Genomic DNA, 15,962 nt, shown 5'->3' with positions numbered 1-15,962 from the left:
GCCCGTTGGGCTGACTGACCGCTCGAACCCGGCATGGGGGCACTCACGCTCTGGCGCGCAGCACCGAGCTCACGCATCTCAAGAAGGGGGCGGGTCTTGCCAACACCGTGGATGTCGGCCGGGCAGTGGGACAGCATGATGCGGGCCATCACCGAGTCGAAGTACCAGCTGCTGCTGGGCGCCGGCGCCAGCCTGGATTCGGAGGGGCCGCTCGGGCGACTTCCCGGCGGCTGGGACCTCGCCCAGGAGATGGCCACGGCGTTTTCGCTGCCCGGCAATCCGCGCGGGAACCTGCGCCAGGTCTTCTCGATGGCGAGGTCGCGCGTCACGGCGGACGGCCAGAACGTCCTGGCCTATATGGCGGACCGTTTCGCGAACTGCACCGCCCCGTCGTGGTACGCCGACCTCGTCTCGATCCCGTGGCGGTACATCTGGTCGCTGAACATCGACGACTCGGTGGAGAACGCGTACAACAAGCAGTTCACCGAGCACACGGCCAAGGAACTCGTCTCCGTCTCCTGGACGGACCCCCACCGCGTGCCCTCGGGGCACCAGGCCATCCTTGTCCACCTGCACGGTGTCGCCTGGGCGAAGAAGACAGACGACCTCGTCTTCGACATCTCGTCCTACCTGTACGCAGTCACCCAGCGGCACCGCTGGCACAGCATCTTCGCCGACAGCTACTTGGAGACGCCCACCATCATCCTGGGCGCGAGCCTCAACGACGAGATCGACCTGGAGAATGTCCTGGAGAAGGGGCGTGTGCAGGGCGGCTCGGAGCCCTCCGTCATCGTCATGCCGACGATCGACGACTTCGACAAGGAACGCTTCCGTGAGTGGGGTCTTATCCCGGTCGAGGCCACGGCCGAGGAGTTCCTCGCCAGGGTCCGGGCCAGCTGGCCGGACTACTTCCAGCAGGCCGACGTGTCGGCGGACAACCCCAGCCGCATCAACCCCAACGTGTTGAGCTTCCTGAGCCAGTGGCATCCCATCCGCACGGGCCACGAGTACCGCGTCGACGACCGGCACGACTTCTACGCCGGGCACGAACCCCTCTACTCCGACATCCTGCGCGACCTCGACTCGGACCGCGTCCTCACCGACAGCGTCTTCCGCGAGGCGAGGTCGGACGAACCGCAGAAGGTCGTCTGCCTGACCGGTTCCGCGTTCACGGGAAAAAGCACGATAGCCCTTCGAGTCGCGAGGAGACTCGCGGAGCAGGACTGGACGCCGTATCTACTCGATCCCGAACTGCGTCCCTCCCTGGAGGCCACCTTGTGGTGGCTCAGACAGCATCCGCGGACCCTCCTCATCGTCGAGGGCGCCGCCGACTTCGCGAACGACCTCGCCGACATGGCCCTGCGCGCCAAGGAGCGGGGCATTCCCTTCAAGCTGCTGGCCGTGGAACGGCGCTCGCGCGCCCGGGAGGTTCGCCGGAGCTTCACGGGCGTGGGGTTCGCCGACGCGGAGGTCTCCGACAAGCTGAAGGACACGGAGATCGATGCTCTGATCCGGCAGCTCAAGGGGCACGGACGGCTCGGCATCGTGGCCGACGCCGGCCACACCGAACAGGTCGAGTACTTCACGCACAAGCACCGCAGGAACCTCTTCTCGGCAATGTCGAATCTGGAGGAGGCCGACGGGTTCCGCAGCAGGGTGCGGACGGGCTATTCGCGCCTGAAGAGCGAGACCGAACGAGCGGTGTTTCAGGCCGTGTGCATCACCTCAGCCCTCGGATACGGGCTGCCGATCGGCGCTGCGGCGTCCGTCTGCGGACTGCCGGCGAACCAGCTGAACGCTCTGCTGCAGTCCGAATCGGTGCTCGCCGACTTCATCCGCGTCGCCGGGGGGCGTCTGCACCCGCGGCACCGGGCGTTTGGCTCGTACATGTTGGAGAGCGCCTTCAGCGCGCAGGAGAACTACGACGTCACCCTGAAACTCGCCCAGCACTACGGTGTGCAAATCTCCCCGGCGGCGATCGTGTCGCGCACGTTCGCCTACCGGATGGTGCGCCAGCTTCTCGACCACGAGATTCTCACCGTCTGGTTGGGAGTGGAACGCCTGGACGCCTGGTACGAGGCACTGCAGGAGACGTACGCCTGGAACGCCAGGTACTGGGAGCAGCGGGCTCTCGGAGCGAGCAAGCGGGGGCGACACGCCCCGGCCAGTTCATGGGCCCGGCAGGCCATCGCTCAGCACCGTGACGCGTTCGCCCTTAACACGCTGGCCACTGTGCTGTTCCGCAGGTACCTCGCCGAGGGCGGGCCGGAGCACGGCAGGACGGAGAACCTGCTGGAGGTGGCGGCGTACCTGGAGGAGGCGCGCGCCATGGCGGCCGAGGACTCGGAGTACCCCTACATCACCTTCTTCAAGTACACCCTCAACTGGGCGGAGCGGGCCAAGAAGGCGAACGGGCCCATCGACAGGCGTATCGTCCGCCGGTGGAACGACTGGATGCACCTTGTAGAGATATCCCCGATCACGCGTTCGCCCGAGGTCAGGGAGCAGTTGAAGTCGTTCAGCAGGAAGTGGCTCCTGCTGGCCTGAGGACCGTCGGCTCTCCGGGTCAGGGTCAGCTCGCGCTCTCCGGCGAGAGCGCGGGCTCAGAGTCGAGAGCCGCCCGGCACACGGTGGCCTGTGCGTCCGTGTAGGCGAGCAGGTAGACGACGCGGATACGCGATGTCGCGTGGGAACGGAAGTAGCTCACGGTGGCGGCCAGCAGGATGTTCACGGTCTTGCCGAGGTGGCTGCTGCCGCCGCCGGTCCCAAGGAGCGGCAGCACCACGGAGCGCAGAGGTTCTCCGGCGGAGGCCAGCCGGTCCACCTCGGTGAGAACGTTGCGGACACACCGCTCTAGGTCGATGACCTGCCGGTACCCCGAGCCGGGTTCCCCTTCCACGGCGGCGACATGCAGAATGCGCCGCACCTGGTGGCTCTCCTGCAGTTCTCCCGGCCCCGTGACCAGCACCGAGCCCGCTGTTACGTGGGGCCGGCCCGCCATGTGCTCGGCCAGCTCCAGGGCGATGGTGTCGTGCACCAGATGGCCTGCGGTGTCACGGCGGCCGCCGTGGTACCGGATCGTCGCGGAGAGGGTGGGCTCGTCAACGCGCGACATCTCCATCCGCGTATTCTCGGAGTTGACCCACACGTCCGTCCCCAGCACGTTGGCGACGTTCCCGGTGATCATTCCGATGCGATGGCGCCGATCGTCCTGCAACGGCAACTCGTACCGGGTGCACTGCAGGACAGGCTGCGGAGCGTCCTCTGGCGGCCGCTGGTGCGACAGTTGCCTGCGCAGCGTGGTGTTCTCCCGGGTCGCCTTCAGCAGCTGCGCCGAGATTTCGTCCAGACGCCGGGTCTTGCTGAGCCAGGTGAACGACGCCAGCAGGAAGAAGGCGGCGAACCCGGCGGCTCCACCGATTCCGAAGCCCAGGGCCCGGCCCTCGGTCATCGAGTCCGGGAATCCGGAGAACAGGAAGAGGGCCGAGGCCAGGGAGTACAACAGGATCACCGGCAGCTGGAGAGAGTACTGCCGACCTGCCCGGTCCGGTGCGGAGGACCAGATGTGCAGGGCGATGCCGGAGATGCAGAGGACGGCAGTAAGGGAGAGCTGCAGCGGACTCATCGGCCCCGCTTCCTTCTGGTCATGTGACTGAACGGTCGATCGCTGTGCGGGACAGCCCGGCCTGGCCTCCGAGCATATGCCTTGCTATGGAGGGTCAACTCTGATTGGGAGCTCAACTGGAATAAGTGCGAGCGCAGTTGACCGTCGCCTGACTCGCTGCGGGGGTCCAACTGTCGTGCGGAATTTGCCGGGCCCCAGGACTCCTCGGACTCGTTGCCGTTCGGGAGCCGACCGAGCAGGGAGAAGGGAGAGCTGTCGTTCGATCAGAGGAGACCGGCGATGCATGGCAATAGCTCACCCCGAAGGCGAGCCAGGGGCAAGGACTCGTACGGGTGATCGCTTCTGGCGGCACCGGAGACCTGCGGGTTCGCGGTCGTCGGACGCCCCGCTCGTGTGAGTAGGCACTGCGTTGGCGGATTGCCTGGCACGAGGGAACTCAGGACTCACTCGCCGTGACCTGGGGCTTTTGCTTTTGTCGGGGGCGGGGAGAGCCCGGAGTCACGCGTCTTGTTCCGGCGGGGCGTCCGCGTAGTCCTCGGCCAGGTTGGCGATGAGTGCCAGGAGCGCGTCGGCCCGGGGGCGGTCGTCCGGTTGGGTCCGCAGGGCCCGGTGGACCTCGCGGAGACGGGCCAGGGCCGCGGGCTCGCGGTCCTGCACCGCTTCGAGGAGCGGCTCGGAGACCAGGTCGACGCAGGCGCTGAGCAGCCGGCGGGTGGCCGGGGACGGCGGGGCGGTCTCGGGCGCGCCGTGGACGGCGGTCAGATGGCGCGCGGGGTCGGTGAGGCTCCAGCCGGCGAGGGTGCCGTGCTGGACCAGGAGCGCCAGGTCCGGGGCGATCCCGATACGGGCCTCCAGCGGCGCGTCGAGGACATCGGAGTCGCGCAGACAGGTCAGCACCGTGTCCCCGGGCACGCGGCACAGCACCGTGCACATCTCCAGCCGGACGTCCTTCACCTCCTCCGCGCGGAGGCCGCCCGGACGCAGCGGGGGCAGGGCGGGAACGCGCTCGGTGGTCTCGGCGTAGGACGACACGTACGGCAGCTGGAACTCGGCCGCCACCAGGTCCCGGCTGTCCGGGTCGAAGCGGAGGATGTCCGGGGTGTCCCACAGCCAGTCCTGGCTGCCGAAGGTGGCCGCCAGGAACCGCTCGCGTTCCTCGCCGCTCGTGTAGGGCGCGAGGTCCACGGAGTTGCCCGTGAAGCGGGGCGGGACGGCGAGGGGTTCGTCGGTCACGCTCGCGTGCCAGTCGTCGCCGATGGTCAGTCTCATGGTCGGTGCCGCCTCATTTGATCTGCTCCGCCGGAGCCATGTAGCCGTTCTTGGACGGAATCCTGCCCTCCACCACGTCGGCGTGGGTGATCGGCCCGCCGGGGTCGGTGGGCAGGCCGCCCAGCGCCTGCGCCCCGGAGTCGCCCTTGAGTCCGGACGGACCGTAGGCCGTGATCACGTTGCCGCCTCCGGCGCCGCCTCCCCGGGTCACCACGACGTCCTCACCCTGCCGGAAGATCAGGTTCCCGCTGCCCGCCGTCGAGTGGTAGACCGCGTCCGGTTTCTTCAGGATCTCCAGGACGCGTTCGTCGCTGAAGCCGTGCCGGGTGTCCGCGTGGTAGTTGCCGTCCTTCCTCATCCGGTCGCCCTGGGCCCGTTCCACGACCTCGTCCGCGGTCTTGACGGCCTTCTCCCGGGCCATCTGGGCCTTCTCCTCCTTCGTGTACTTGGGCATGAGGCCCAGCGGGTCGGACCCGCCGAAGGGGTTGTCCACGTACGCGACCGGGTTCGGCGCGGGAGCAAGGCCGAGGGGGTCGGGGGAGGTGTAGCGGCCGGCTTCCGGGTCGTAGTAGCGGAAGCAGTTGTAGTGGAGGCCGGTCTCGGGGTCGTAGTACTGGCCGGGGAAGCGGAAGGGCGTGTACGTGCTGCTGTCGCGGGCCCAGGCGGTGGTGCCCCACAGGGTGGAGCGGGAGCGCCAGGCGATGTCGCCGCGCTCGTCGACGAGTTCGGTGGGTGTGCCGATCAGGTCGGTGGCGATGGCGAAGAAGCGGCGGTCGATCTCCGCCTGGCCGTCGTCGGCCGTGAGGATGCGCTCGGTCTGGGTCAGGGGAGTGGCGCCCCGGTGGTCCCAGGTGAGGGCGATCGTGTGCGGCCCGCCCGGCTCGTGGCCGGTCTGCTCGCACAGGGTCAGGCCGTCCCAGGTGAAGCGGACCTCCTCGGCGACGCTCTCGCCGTCGGCCGCCAGACGCTGTTTGGCGGTGCGGCGGCCGAGCGGGTCGTAGCGGTAGCGCCAGCGGGTGCCGTCGGGGGTGGTCACGGAGGTGAGGCGGTTCTCCGTGTCCCAGGTGTAGCGCCAGGTGTCGGGCTTGCGGGAGAGGCGGGTCTTCTGCCGGAGGGTGACCCGGCCGAGGGCGTCGTACGCGAAACGGACGCCGCCGGCCCGGGTGAGGGTGGTGCCGGCGTACGCGCGCGGTCCGCCGGACTCCGCGCCGGGGTGGCCGGACGGCAGCGACGCCGAGGTCAGGTCCCCGGCGTCGTCGTAGGCGTACCGCTCCGTCCAGTCGCGGGCGTGGACGGCGGTGACCCGGCCCGCCCGGTCGAGGTCGAAGGCGCGGGTGCCCGAGAGGCGGTCCGTGACGGAGGTCAGGTGACCGTCGGCGCGGTAGGAGTAGGCGCGGCTGTTGACGGTGCGCGCACCGGCGGTGATGTGCTGCGCGGACAGCCGTCCGGCCTCGTCCCAGGCGGAGCTCACGGTGACGAAGTCGCTGAGGACGCGCGTCAGTTCACGGCCCGCGGCGTCGTGGGTGAAGTCAACGGGGCGGCCGCCGGTGGTCAGGCGGTGGGTCTGTCCGTCGGCGCCGTAGGCGTAGGTGGTGACGTGGCCGGTCGGGGTCGTGCGGCGGGTGCGGCGGCCCAGGGCGTCGTAGGCGTAGGTGACGAGTCGGCCGTCCACCTGTTCCGTCTTGGTGCGGCCGCACCGGTCGTAGCGGTACCGCAGTTCGCCGTCCGGGCCGATGGCCTCCAGCAGCCGGCCGGCCTTGTCGTGGACGTAGTCGGTGACGCGGCCGTCGACGTCCTTGCGGACCACCTGGCCGAGCTGGTCGCGTTCGAAGGAGACGGTTCCGCCGAGGGCGTCGACGCGGGCGGCAAGCCGGCCCGCGGCGTCCAGCCGGTAGGTGAGGGTGCGGCCGTCGAAGTCGGTCTCGGAGACGACGTCGCCGGCCGCGTCGTACTCGTAACTCCAGGTCAGGCCGCGCGGATCGGTGACGCGGGTGAGGCGCAGCTCCTTGTCGTGCGTGAACTCGTAGCGGGCGCCGTCGGGTTGGGTGCGGGACACCGGCAGGTCGAAGTGGGTGTACTCGAAGCGGGTGACGCCGCCGGACGGGTCGGTGTGGGTGAGGCGGTTGCCCTCGCCGTCGTAGGTCCACGACTCGGTCGCCCCGTCGGGGGCCGTGCGGTGGGCGAGTTGGCCGTCGGCGGTCCAGCCGAGGAGGGTGACGGCGCCCGTCGGGTCGGTGACGCGGACCGGGCGGCCGAGGGCGTCACGTTCCGTGCGGGTGACGGCGCCCGCCGGGTCGGTGACGTCCACGGGAAGTCCCGCCGCGTCGCACACGACGTGGGTCGTGCCGCCGAGGGCGTCGGTGACCGAGGTGAGGCGGCCGGCGTCGTCGTAGGTGAAGCGGGTGGTGGCGCCGGACTGGTCGGTGACCGCCGTGCGGTTGCCGCGTGCGTCGTACGCGTGGACCATCCGGGTGCCGTCCGGCCCGGTGACCTCCACCGGCAGCCCGAACGGGCCCCGCACGGCGCGTACTTCGCCTCCGTCGGGGCGGACGGTGCGGACGGGCCGGCCGTGCTCGTCGTAGGAGAAGGCGGTGGTGTGGCCCAGCGGGTCGGTGCGGGTCGAGAGGCTGCCGTCCGGGTGGTAGGTGAACCGGGTGGTGCGGCGGAGCGGGTCGGTGACGGCCAGCAGGCGGCAGCCGGCGCCGAACAGGTGGCGGGTGGTGTGCCCCTGGGCGGTGGTGAGCGTGGTGGTGCGGTGGCCCGTCCGGGGGTCGGGTCCGGTGTAGGCGAGGGTGATCTGGACGTGCCCGGCCTCGCCGCCCTCGGCGATCACGCGGTCCTGGTCGTCGTAGACGTAGTCGTAGCGGCTGCCGTTGGAGTCGGTCCAGGCGATGACGCGGTGCCGCTCGTCGTAGAGGAAGGTGGTGGTGGCGCCCGACGGCCTGGTGACGGTGGCGAGGTCGCCGTCCTGGTAGCCGTAGCTCATGAGCCGCAGGTCCGTGCCGTCCTCGCCCGCGCCCGCCAGGGACAGGCCCGTCACCAGGCCCTCGGCGGTGGTCAGTTCGAGGCGGTGGCCCGCCGAGTGGACGACGGCCAGCGGCAGGCCGTCGTCGGCGCGGTCGAAGGTGACGGTGTGGCCGTTGCGGTCGGTGAGGTCCGCCAGCCAGGCGACGCCGTCGCCTCCGGGTTCGCGGCCGGGCGGCGCCGTGAAGCGGCGGACCAGGCCGGTGTCGGGGTCGGTGACCGTGTAGCCGCCGTCGGCGTCCCGCGCGAGGCGCGTGCGGAAGCGGCCCGGCTGCGGCGCGGTGGGCAGGCCGGGGGCCGGGTGCGGGTACGGGATCAGCAGGCCGTCGGCGGTGACGTGCACGACACCGATGGCGTCGATCTGCAGGCGTTCGTCGACGGTGGACGTCCAGGCGGTCCCGAGGAAGCGGCCGGCCGTGCAGCCGGACTCGGTGCGGCGGGCGAAGACCAGCGGCAGGATGCCGGGCAGTTCGACGTCGGTCTGGGGCAGGTACATCCGGCCCGAGGCGAGGTCCACCGGGTCGGTGCCGTCGCTGACGCGCTCCCCGTCCGGCCGGTTGTGCGTGCCGTCCGGGCTGTCGTCCATCAGCCTGCGCAGCCGGGCCGCGTCGGCGGCGTCCTCGGCGAGGCGCACGCCCTTCACGGCGGCGCCGCCGCCCCCGGTGGCCGCGGTCAGCGCGAGGTCGGGGATCAGCCGCCCGAAGCCCTCCGCCGGGTCCTTCATGAAGTCGCCGATCATCTGCTTGCCGGTGCCGACCGGGTCGTTGGCGGCGACGACGAGCCCCGCGGCGAGGCTGTTGAGCGAGGTGGCGTACTCGGCGGGGTGCGTGATGTTGTACGGGTCCGTCGGGTTGACGCTGCGGACGAAGTTCAGCAGCCCCGCGGTGCCCTTGATCAGGCCGCCGCCGACATGGTCGCCCATGAACTGCGCCTCCTGGAGCCCGTCGCGCAGTTGCTCGGCGTACGACGGTTTCCGAGGGGCCATGTCGCGGGCGGCGCGGACCGCCGAACGCGCGGTCTCCGCCGCCGTGTTGCGCTGGGTGCGGGCGTCGGCGAGGAGGTCCTGCGCCTCCTGCATCAGCTTCTTGCCGGGGTCCTCGAAGGTCGCGGCGGGCTTCGGCGGGAGGGAGGCCGGGTCGCGCTTGTCCGCGGGCTGCGCGTTGTAGCGGTCGACGGCGCCGTTGTAGTCGTCGACCTTCTTGCGGTGGGCGTCGGCGGCGTCCTCGGAGGCCTTCACGCCCTTCTTCCACTTGTCGATCGCGGCCTGCGCCTGCCCCTGCGCCCAGGTGACGGTGTCGGCGAAGGTCTCCAGGGCGCCGACCGCCTTCGCGACGGAGTCGGCGGCGGTGTACCACTTGGGCGGCTGGGTGCTCACCGCGGTGCGCAGCGCCTCGGCGGCCTCGCCCTTGAGCCGGGACGAGTCGAGCCCCCTGAGTCCGTCGCCGGTGTCGTCGAACGCCGTCTGGAAGGTACGCAGGGTGGCGGCGGTCGCGTTGATCTTGGCGGGGCTGCCGTAGACGAGCTTGGTCTTGTCCTCGGTCTGGCCGAGGTCCATCTCCTCGACCTCGGCGCCGAGCCGGTTGGCGACCGAACGGGATTGCTCGCGCACCCAGTCGGCGCCGGACTCCCAGCCGACGTCGTCCAGCCGGTCGGCGGTCCAGTTGCCGGCGTCCTCGACCCGGTTGCCCACCCACTCGACGCCGTCCTCGACCGCGTCCTCGACCGAGTCGGGGGTGATGTCGCTGATGAAGTCGCCGATGCCCACGCCCAGTTCCCCCTACTCGCCCTGCTGGTCCTGTGCGGCGCGCTCCTCCGGCGAGGGGCCGAAGGTGTCGTCCAGCGCCTGGTTCCACTGGTCGCCGGATATGCCGAACGCGTCGTTGAGCGCCTCGGACTGCCGGCCGCCCTGGCCCTCGGTGAGCACGGTCCGGCCGGTGTCCTTCCAGGTCTGCTCCATGTCCTGACCGGCCTTGTCCCAGGACTCGGCACTCCAGTCGGGGTCCAGGGCGTCGGGCGTGAAGACGTCGCCCCAGTCCTGTGCGGCGATGTCCTCCTCGCTCGCGTGCGGGTTGCCGCCGAACACCGAGTTGACGCCCACCTTGATGGCGCCCTCGACGTACTGGTCGTGCTCCCACAGGGTGCCCGCCGCCAGGCCGAGGCGGTTCGCGATCTCGCTCGCGTCGTGCACCAGGGCCCGTACGCCCCACTCCCAGCGTTCGCAGAAGTCCTCGAAGTCGACGGAGAGGCCGTGGTGTCCGGCCTCCATCCCCGTCATCGCCAGCTGTGAGAAGCCCTTCCCCATGATGGAGCCGGTGGGGCCGCCCAGCTCGCCGAGCTGGTCGATCGTCGCGCCCATGCCCTGGGTGAACTTGGCGACGGACGCCTTGTCGAGATTCAGGTCCGCGTCGTCACCGCTCACGAGCGCGCCTCCGGGGCCGGGCGGCCGGTGTCGACGGCCACCGCGTCGGGGACGATGCCGGCGACCGGCGGGAAGAACATCGACCCGTCCTCCGTGGCGATGTCCACGGCGAGACCGGCGGGTTCACCGAGGGAGGGCACGATCTCGTCGACGATGCGCGCGCCGAGCAGCGCCGCGTAGTCCATCGGCCGGTCGCCGGGTCCGTGGCGCAGGGCGAACCGGGCCAGCGCGGCCTCGTCGCTGAACCCGCAGATCCACCGCACCCCGCCCGAACGCACCGACCACAGACCGCCGTCGGCCACCGGCACCAGCAGGACCGAGCGCCGCATCTCCCCGACCAGGGCGCGGGGGTCGCCGTCCCCTCGTCTGCGGTCCGCCGTCCGCTCGGCGAGCGCCGCCTTGGGCTGCTGCACGGTTCCTCCCGGGTCGTGGGTGACTGCTGGCACCGTAGAGCAGGACGCGGGGCATGGCGGCGTCGGTTCTCGTGAAGGTTTCCGCGCGGAGCCGCTCCCGGGACGGGTGGGCGCCGTCCGGCGGCAGCCCCCCCTGGCCGGGGCACGCGTCCGGCGGGCGAACGGGCGGCAGGAGCGCGGACATGGGCCGTACGGCGGGGGAATGAGCGGTGAACGGCTAGCATCCAGGACCTGGTGGTCGGCCGAGATGAGGTGGGTGTCGTGGTGGCGGAACCGCGGATCGCTGTTGCCGTGGTGACCATGGGGAACCGGCCCGCGGAGGTCGACGCGCTGCTGGCGTCCGTCGCCAAGCAGGACGTCGCGCCCGCGCGGATCGTGATCGTCGGGAACGGCTGTCCGCTGCCCGAGTTCGCCGAGCGGCTGGGCCTGCCCGGCGAGGTCACGCCCGTCGAGGTGGACGAGAACCTCGGCTGCCCGGGCGGCCGCAACGTGGGCCTGCGGACGCTGCGGGAGTTCGGGGACATCGACGTCGTGGTCGAACTCGACGACGACGGGCTCCTCGTCGACGCCGACGTGCTGCGCAAGGTCCGCGACCTGTACGCGGGCGACCCGAGGCTCGGCATCGTCGGGTTCCGCATCGCCGACGAGCACGGTGAGACCCAGCGGCGGCACGTGCCCCGCGTCGGCGCCCGCGATCCCATGCGGGGCGGTCCGGTCACCGGCTTCCTCGGCGGAGGGCACGCCTTGTCCATGCGCATGCTCGACGAGATCGGGGACTGGCCGGCCGAGTTCTTCTTCGCCCACGAGGAGACCGACGTCGCCTGGCGCGCCGCCGACGCCGGGTGGACCGTCCTGTACGAGCCCGGACTGCTCCTCCAGCACCCGAAGACCTCGCCCGCGCGGCACGCCATCTACCACCGGGTGACCGCCCGCAACCGCGTGTGGCTCGTGCGGCGGCGGCTGCCCCTGCCGCTCATCCCCGTCCACCTCGGCATCTGGGTGCTGCTCACGCTCCTGCGCACGCGGTCCGCGGGCGGGCTGCGGGCCTGGTTCGGCGGCTTCGTGGAGGGGTTCCGGGTGTCGGGCGGGGAGCGGCGGCCGATGCGGTGGCGGACGGTCTGGCGGCTCACCCGGCTCGGACGGCCCCCGGTCATCTGACCCGCGGCGAGGCGCGGGCGCCCATGGGGGGACCGCTGAACGCGCGTGCCGCCCGTCGTTTCCGGGCGGACGAGGGCCCCGGTCGCTCACCTCTGGCGACCGGGGCCCTCCCGCGTTCCCGAACCCGGCCGCGGCGGCGTCACTCCCCCGAGTTGCGCGGCGTACGCGCGCGCCGTCGGGCCAGATTCGATGATGTGATCACATCAGACCGCACCAACGGATCGCTAACATGTGGCCAACGGTTCTCCAAGGAATCGCGAGTCGGTCGGCGTGAACTCGTCGTAAGTCGGCGCGGAGTCGCCGGGCGTGGCCGCCCGATGCGGTCTTCGCGGGAAGGCAGTGGGGCGGCGTCATGCGGGACGGGCTGCGGTTCGGACTGCTGGGCCCGCCTGTCCTGTACGCCGCTGACGGTTCCGTCACCCCGGTCGGCGGCGGCAAGACGCGCGCCCTGCTGGTCGCGCTGCTGCTGGAACCGGGCCGGGTCGTGCCGGTCCACGTGCTCAAGGACGCGCTGTGGGACGGGGCGCCGCCGGCCTCCGCCCACGCCTCGCTGCAGAACCACGTGTCCCGGCTGCGGCGCCTCCTCGACTGCCCGACGCGACTGCGCGCCGTCGCCCCCGGCTATCTCCTGCGGATCGGCGACGGCGAGCTGGACGTCCAGGTCTTCGAGCGCCGCCTCACCGCGGCCCGCGCCGCGCACACCCGGCGCGACTGGACCCTCGTACGGCGGGAGTCGGACGCCGCGCTCGCCCTGTGGCGCGGCACGCCCCTGAGCGGCCTGCCGCCGCACACCGGCGGCCACGCCCTCGTCCCCCGGCTGGAGGAGGCGCGGCTCCAGCTCCTGGAGTGGCGGTACGACGCGGAGCTGCGGCTCGCGGAGGCGGCGGACGGGGTCGCGGGAAGCGGAGCCCGTCAACTCAACCGGCTCGCACCAGAGTTGGCGGCCCTCGTCGCGGAGCACCCGCTCCGGGAGTCCTTCCACCGGCTGCTGATGCTCGTCCTGCACCGTACGGGCAGGCAGGCGGAGGCGCTGGCCGTGCACCGCGATCTCCGGGCACGGCTGATCGGCGAACTCGGCATCGAGCCGGGGCCGGCGGTGCGCGAGGCCCACCTGGAGATCCTCCAGGACGGGGGCAGCGGGGCGGGGGAGTCCGGCACGAGGGAGTCCGGTACCGGGCCGGAATCGTCCGAGGGCTGCGAGGGGTGCCAGGGCTCAGAGCCGCGCCGGGAGCCGACGGCGCCCGAGGGGCGTACGGCAGCCGGGCGTACGGCCGCCCCCGTGGACGCGGCTGCGGGGGCTCCCAGAGGCGCGGGCGAGGTCACTCACGCGGGGGCGGGTGCGGCGCTGCACTCGGGGGCGGGTGCGGTACCCGTCGCGGTGGCGGGCGCGGCAGGTGTCTCCGGCGCGGACGCGGCAACGGAGACCGACCTCCCTCTTCCCGCTCAACTCCCTCCGGCCCCCGCCCACTTCATCGGGCGCCGGGACATCATCGAGGACCTCCACCGCGTACTGGGGCGCGGCGGGGGCGACCTGGGCGACGGACGGGAGGTGGGCCGCGACGGGGACGGCCGTCCGGGCGCCCGTACGCCGGTGGGCGGCGAGGGCGACCGGGGCGACGGCGCCTCGGAAATCGCCGTGCTCAGCGGCATGGCAGGCGTCGGCAAGAGCGCCCTCGCGCTGCACGTGGCCCATGCTCTGCGGAAACGTTTCCCCGATGGTCAGCTGTACGTCAACCTCCACGGCGCCACGCCCGGCATGACCCCGCTCGGGCCCGGGCAGGCGCTCGCCTCGCTGCTGCGCGACCTCGGCACCGAGCCGCGCCGCATCCCCGAACACCCGGACGCGGCAGCGGCGTTGCTCCGCTCGGTGCTCGCGCCGACGCGCACGCTCATGGTGCTGGACGACGCGGCGAACGCCGCCCAGGTACGGCCGCTGCTGCCCGCCGGTGCCGGGTGCGCGGTGATCGTGACGAGCCGTTCGCCGCTCACCGCGCTCGACGGCGCCCACCGCTTCCCGCTTCCGCCGCTGTCGGACGAGGAGAGCGCGGAGCTGCTGCGCGCGGTGTCCGGCCGGGACGAGGGGCTCGACGGCGCGCACCCACTCGTCGAACTCACCGGCCGCCTGCCGCTCGCCCTGCGGATCGTCGCGGCCCGCCTCGCCGCCCGGCGGGCGCTCACGCCGGACGTCCTCGCCGGACAACTGGCGGCCACCGAGGGGCGGTTGCACCATTTCGAGTACGACGACCTGAGCGTGCGCAGGTCGCTGGCCGTCGCCCATGACGCGCTGCGCACCTCCACGCGGGAGGCGGACCGGGACGCGGCGCTCGCCCTGCTCCGCATCGGCGCGCTCGACCTTCCCGGGTACGGGGTGCCTCTCCTCGCCCGGCTCACCGGCACCGACGCGCGGCGGGCCGAGGCCGCGCTGGACCGGCTGGTCGACGTCGCCCTCCTGGAGGAGACGGCGTACGGCCGGTACGCCCCCCATGACCTGGTCCGCGACTTCGCTCGCGAGATCGCCCGGCCGTCCACGGGGGCGGGCGGCCCGGGGTCGGCCGGGGTTGCCGGGGCGGCCGGGTCTCTCGGGACCGGCGACACGGGGTCGCCCCGGGTCACCGGGACGGAGGGACTCACGGGCACCGGTACCGGTACGGGTAGCGGCACCGGTACGGATACCGATACCGGTACCGGTGACGCAGGCCAGCCCCCATCCACTGGCACCGGCACTGGTACCGGCCACGCAGGCTCGGTCCTGTCCACCGGCGTGGGCGTCGGGGCGAGCCCCGGCGACTCAGGCCGGCCCCCGTCCACCGGCACCGGCGTCGAGGTCGGCACCGGTACCAGCACCAGCACCGGCACCGGCGACGTAACCCCACCCCCGTCCACCGGCACCGCTGCCCCCGGCGCCGCCCCTCACGGGGGTGAGGGTGTCGACGTGGTCGGGTGTGCTCTGCGCTGGTACGCCGCCGTCGCCGCCCGGTCCCTCGACGCCATCGTCGAGTCGGGGCCGGACCGCGAGGACCGCAGCCGCCCGACCGCCTCGCAGCCCCCGTCGCACGCGGCGGACGTCGGGTCGGTGCCGCCGTTCGCCTCGGCCAGGGAGGCGTTCGCCTGGGGTGACCAGGAGCTGGAGAACGTGGTGGCGCTCGTCGAGCGCTACGCCCACTCCCACCCGCACGTCCTCGTCCTGGTGCGCCTGATCCACCCGTACGTGCAACGCAGCGGCCGGGTCGCTGAGTTGGAGGTGATCCAGCGGGCGGCACTCGGGGCGGCGCGACGGCTCGGCGACGAGGCGGCGGAGGCGTACGCGCTCGGCGACCTGGCGGGGCTGCACTTCATGACGGGACGCACCACCGACGCCCTCGCCCTGAACGACCGGGCGCTGGCGCTCTGGCGGCGGCTAGGCGTGCTGTCCTGCGTGCGCCGGGGGCTGAACAACCGCGGGATGCTCCTCGAAGGGCTCGGACGCTACGCCGAGTCGGGCGAGGCTCTGCTGCAGAGCCTGGAACTGTCCCGCACGCTGGGCGACCCGCACACCGAGGCCGTCACCTACAGCCACCTGGGCAATCTGTACGAGCACACGGACCCCCGGGCCGCCATCGCCCACCACAAGCGCAGCCTCGCGATCGGCGACGCGACGGACGACGTGATCCTGCGGCACTCCGCCCACTGCAACATCGGCTTCGCGCATCTCACCCTGGGTGAACCCTCCGCCGCCGTACCGCACTTCGAGGAGAGCCTGCGCATCCTCGACGGGCACGGCTACTGGCACGGGGAGTCGCAGACCCGGCTGGGGCTGGTGCGGGCGCTGCGCCGGCTGGGGAGCGTGGAGCGGGCCGCCCGGGAGTGCGAGGTGCTGCTGCGCCGGGCGGACCGGCGTGCGGACCGGTTCACACAGGGGCTCGCCCGCCACCAGCGCGGGCTGCTGCTCCGTGCCTGCGGGCGTCTCGGCGAGGCCTACGAGGAGTGGGAGTCGGCGCTCGACGCGCTGGCGGGCAGGGACACGCCCGTGGTCGAGGAGCTGGCGGCACTTCTCGCCACGAGGTGAACGGCTGCC

General features: G+C 72.2%; 8 protein-coding genes. 3 read left to right on the top strand and 5 right to left on the bottom strand.

The annotated features are described in order from the left end of the window. Positions 1 to 96 precede the first annotated feature (96 nt). On the top strand, positions 97 to 2,547 hold the full coding sequence (locus tag ACZ4VA_RS25600) for a P-loop NTPase (protein WP_356163814.1): 2,451 nt from the start codon (positions 97 to 99) through the stop codon (positions 2,545 to 2,547). A 25-nt stretch (positions 2,548 to 2,572) separates the two neighbouring features. Here the strand turns inward: ACZ4VA_RS25600 and ACZ4VA_RS25595 are convergent, their stop codons facing one another. The 5 genes from ACZ4VA_RS25595 to ACZ4VA_RS25575 form a co-directional block, all read right to left on the bottom strand. Further along, positions 2,573 to 3,625, bottom strand: coding sequence for a macro domain-containing protein (locus ACZ4VA_RS25595; RefSeq protein WP_468082571.1), 1,053 nt, complete (start codon positions 3,623 to 3,625; stop codon positions 2,573 to 2,575). A 498-nt stretch (positions 3,626 to 4,123) separates the two neighbouring features. Then, positions 4,124 to 4,894 (bottom strand): hypothetical protein, encoded by a 771-nt coding sequence (locus tag ACZ4VA_RS25590; RefSeq protein ID WP_356163816.1) that lies wholly within the window; start codon positions 4,892 to 4,894, stop codon positions 4,124 to 4,126. A gap of 13 nt (positions 4,895 to 4,907) precedes the next feature. After that, entirely contained in the window at positions 4,908 to 9,683 is a 4,776-nt protein-coding gene (locus tag ACZ4VA_RS25585; RefSeq protein WP_468082570.1) for a putative T7SS-secreted protein, read from the bottom strand. Positions 9,684 to 9,695: 12 nt separating this feature from the next. Next, positions 9,696 to 10,337 (bottom strand): hypothetical protein, encoded by a 642-nt coding sequence (locus ACZ4VA_RS25580; protein WP_468082569.1) that lies wholly within the window; start codon positions 10,335 to 10,337, stop codon positions 9,696 to 9,698. Further along, the gene (locus ACZ4VA_RS25575; protein WP_388904804.1) at positions 10,334 to 10,750 is read right to left on the bottom strand and encodes a hypothetical protein; all 417 of its coding nucleotides are present in this window, start codon (positions 10,748 to 10,750) and stop codon (positions 10,334 to 10,336) included. Before ACZ4VA_RS25575 ends, ACZ4VA_RS25580 begins: the two co-directional genes overlap by 4 nt. 264 nt (positions 10,751 to 11,014) lie before the next feature. Between ACZ4VA_RS25575 and ACZ4VA_RS25570 the strand changes: the two genes are divergently transcribed. Further along, a complete protein-coding gene (locus ACZ4VA_RS25570) occupies positions 11,015 to 11,908 on the top strand; it encodes a glycosyltransferase family 2 protein (protein ID WP_355795268.1) in 894 nt (297 codons plus the stop codon). A gap of 352 nt (positions 11,909 to 12,260) precedes the next feature. Beyond that, positions 12,261 to 15,953 carry an AfsR/SARP family transcriptional regulator gene (locus ACZ4VA_RS25565; protein WP_468082568.1) on the top strand — a complete coding sequence of 1,231 codons (3,693 nt, stop codon included), beginning with the start codon at positions 12,261 to 12,263 and terminating at the stop codon, positions 15,951 to 15,953. The last annotated feature ends 9 nt before the right edge of the window (positions 15,954 to 15,962 follow it).

The organism is Streptomyces sp. NPDC028308, assembly GCF_055565855.1.
This window is presented reverse-complemented; position numbering and strand designations above follow the sequence as displayed.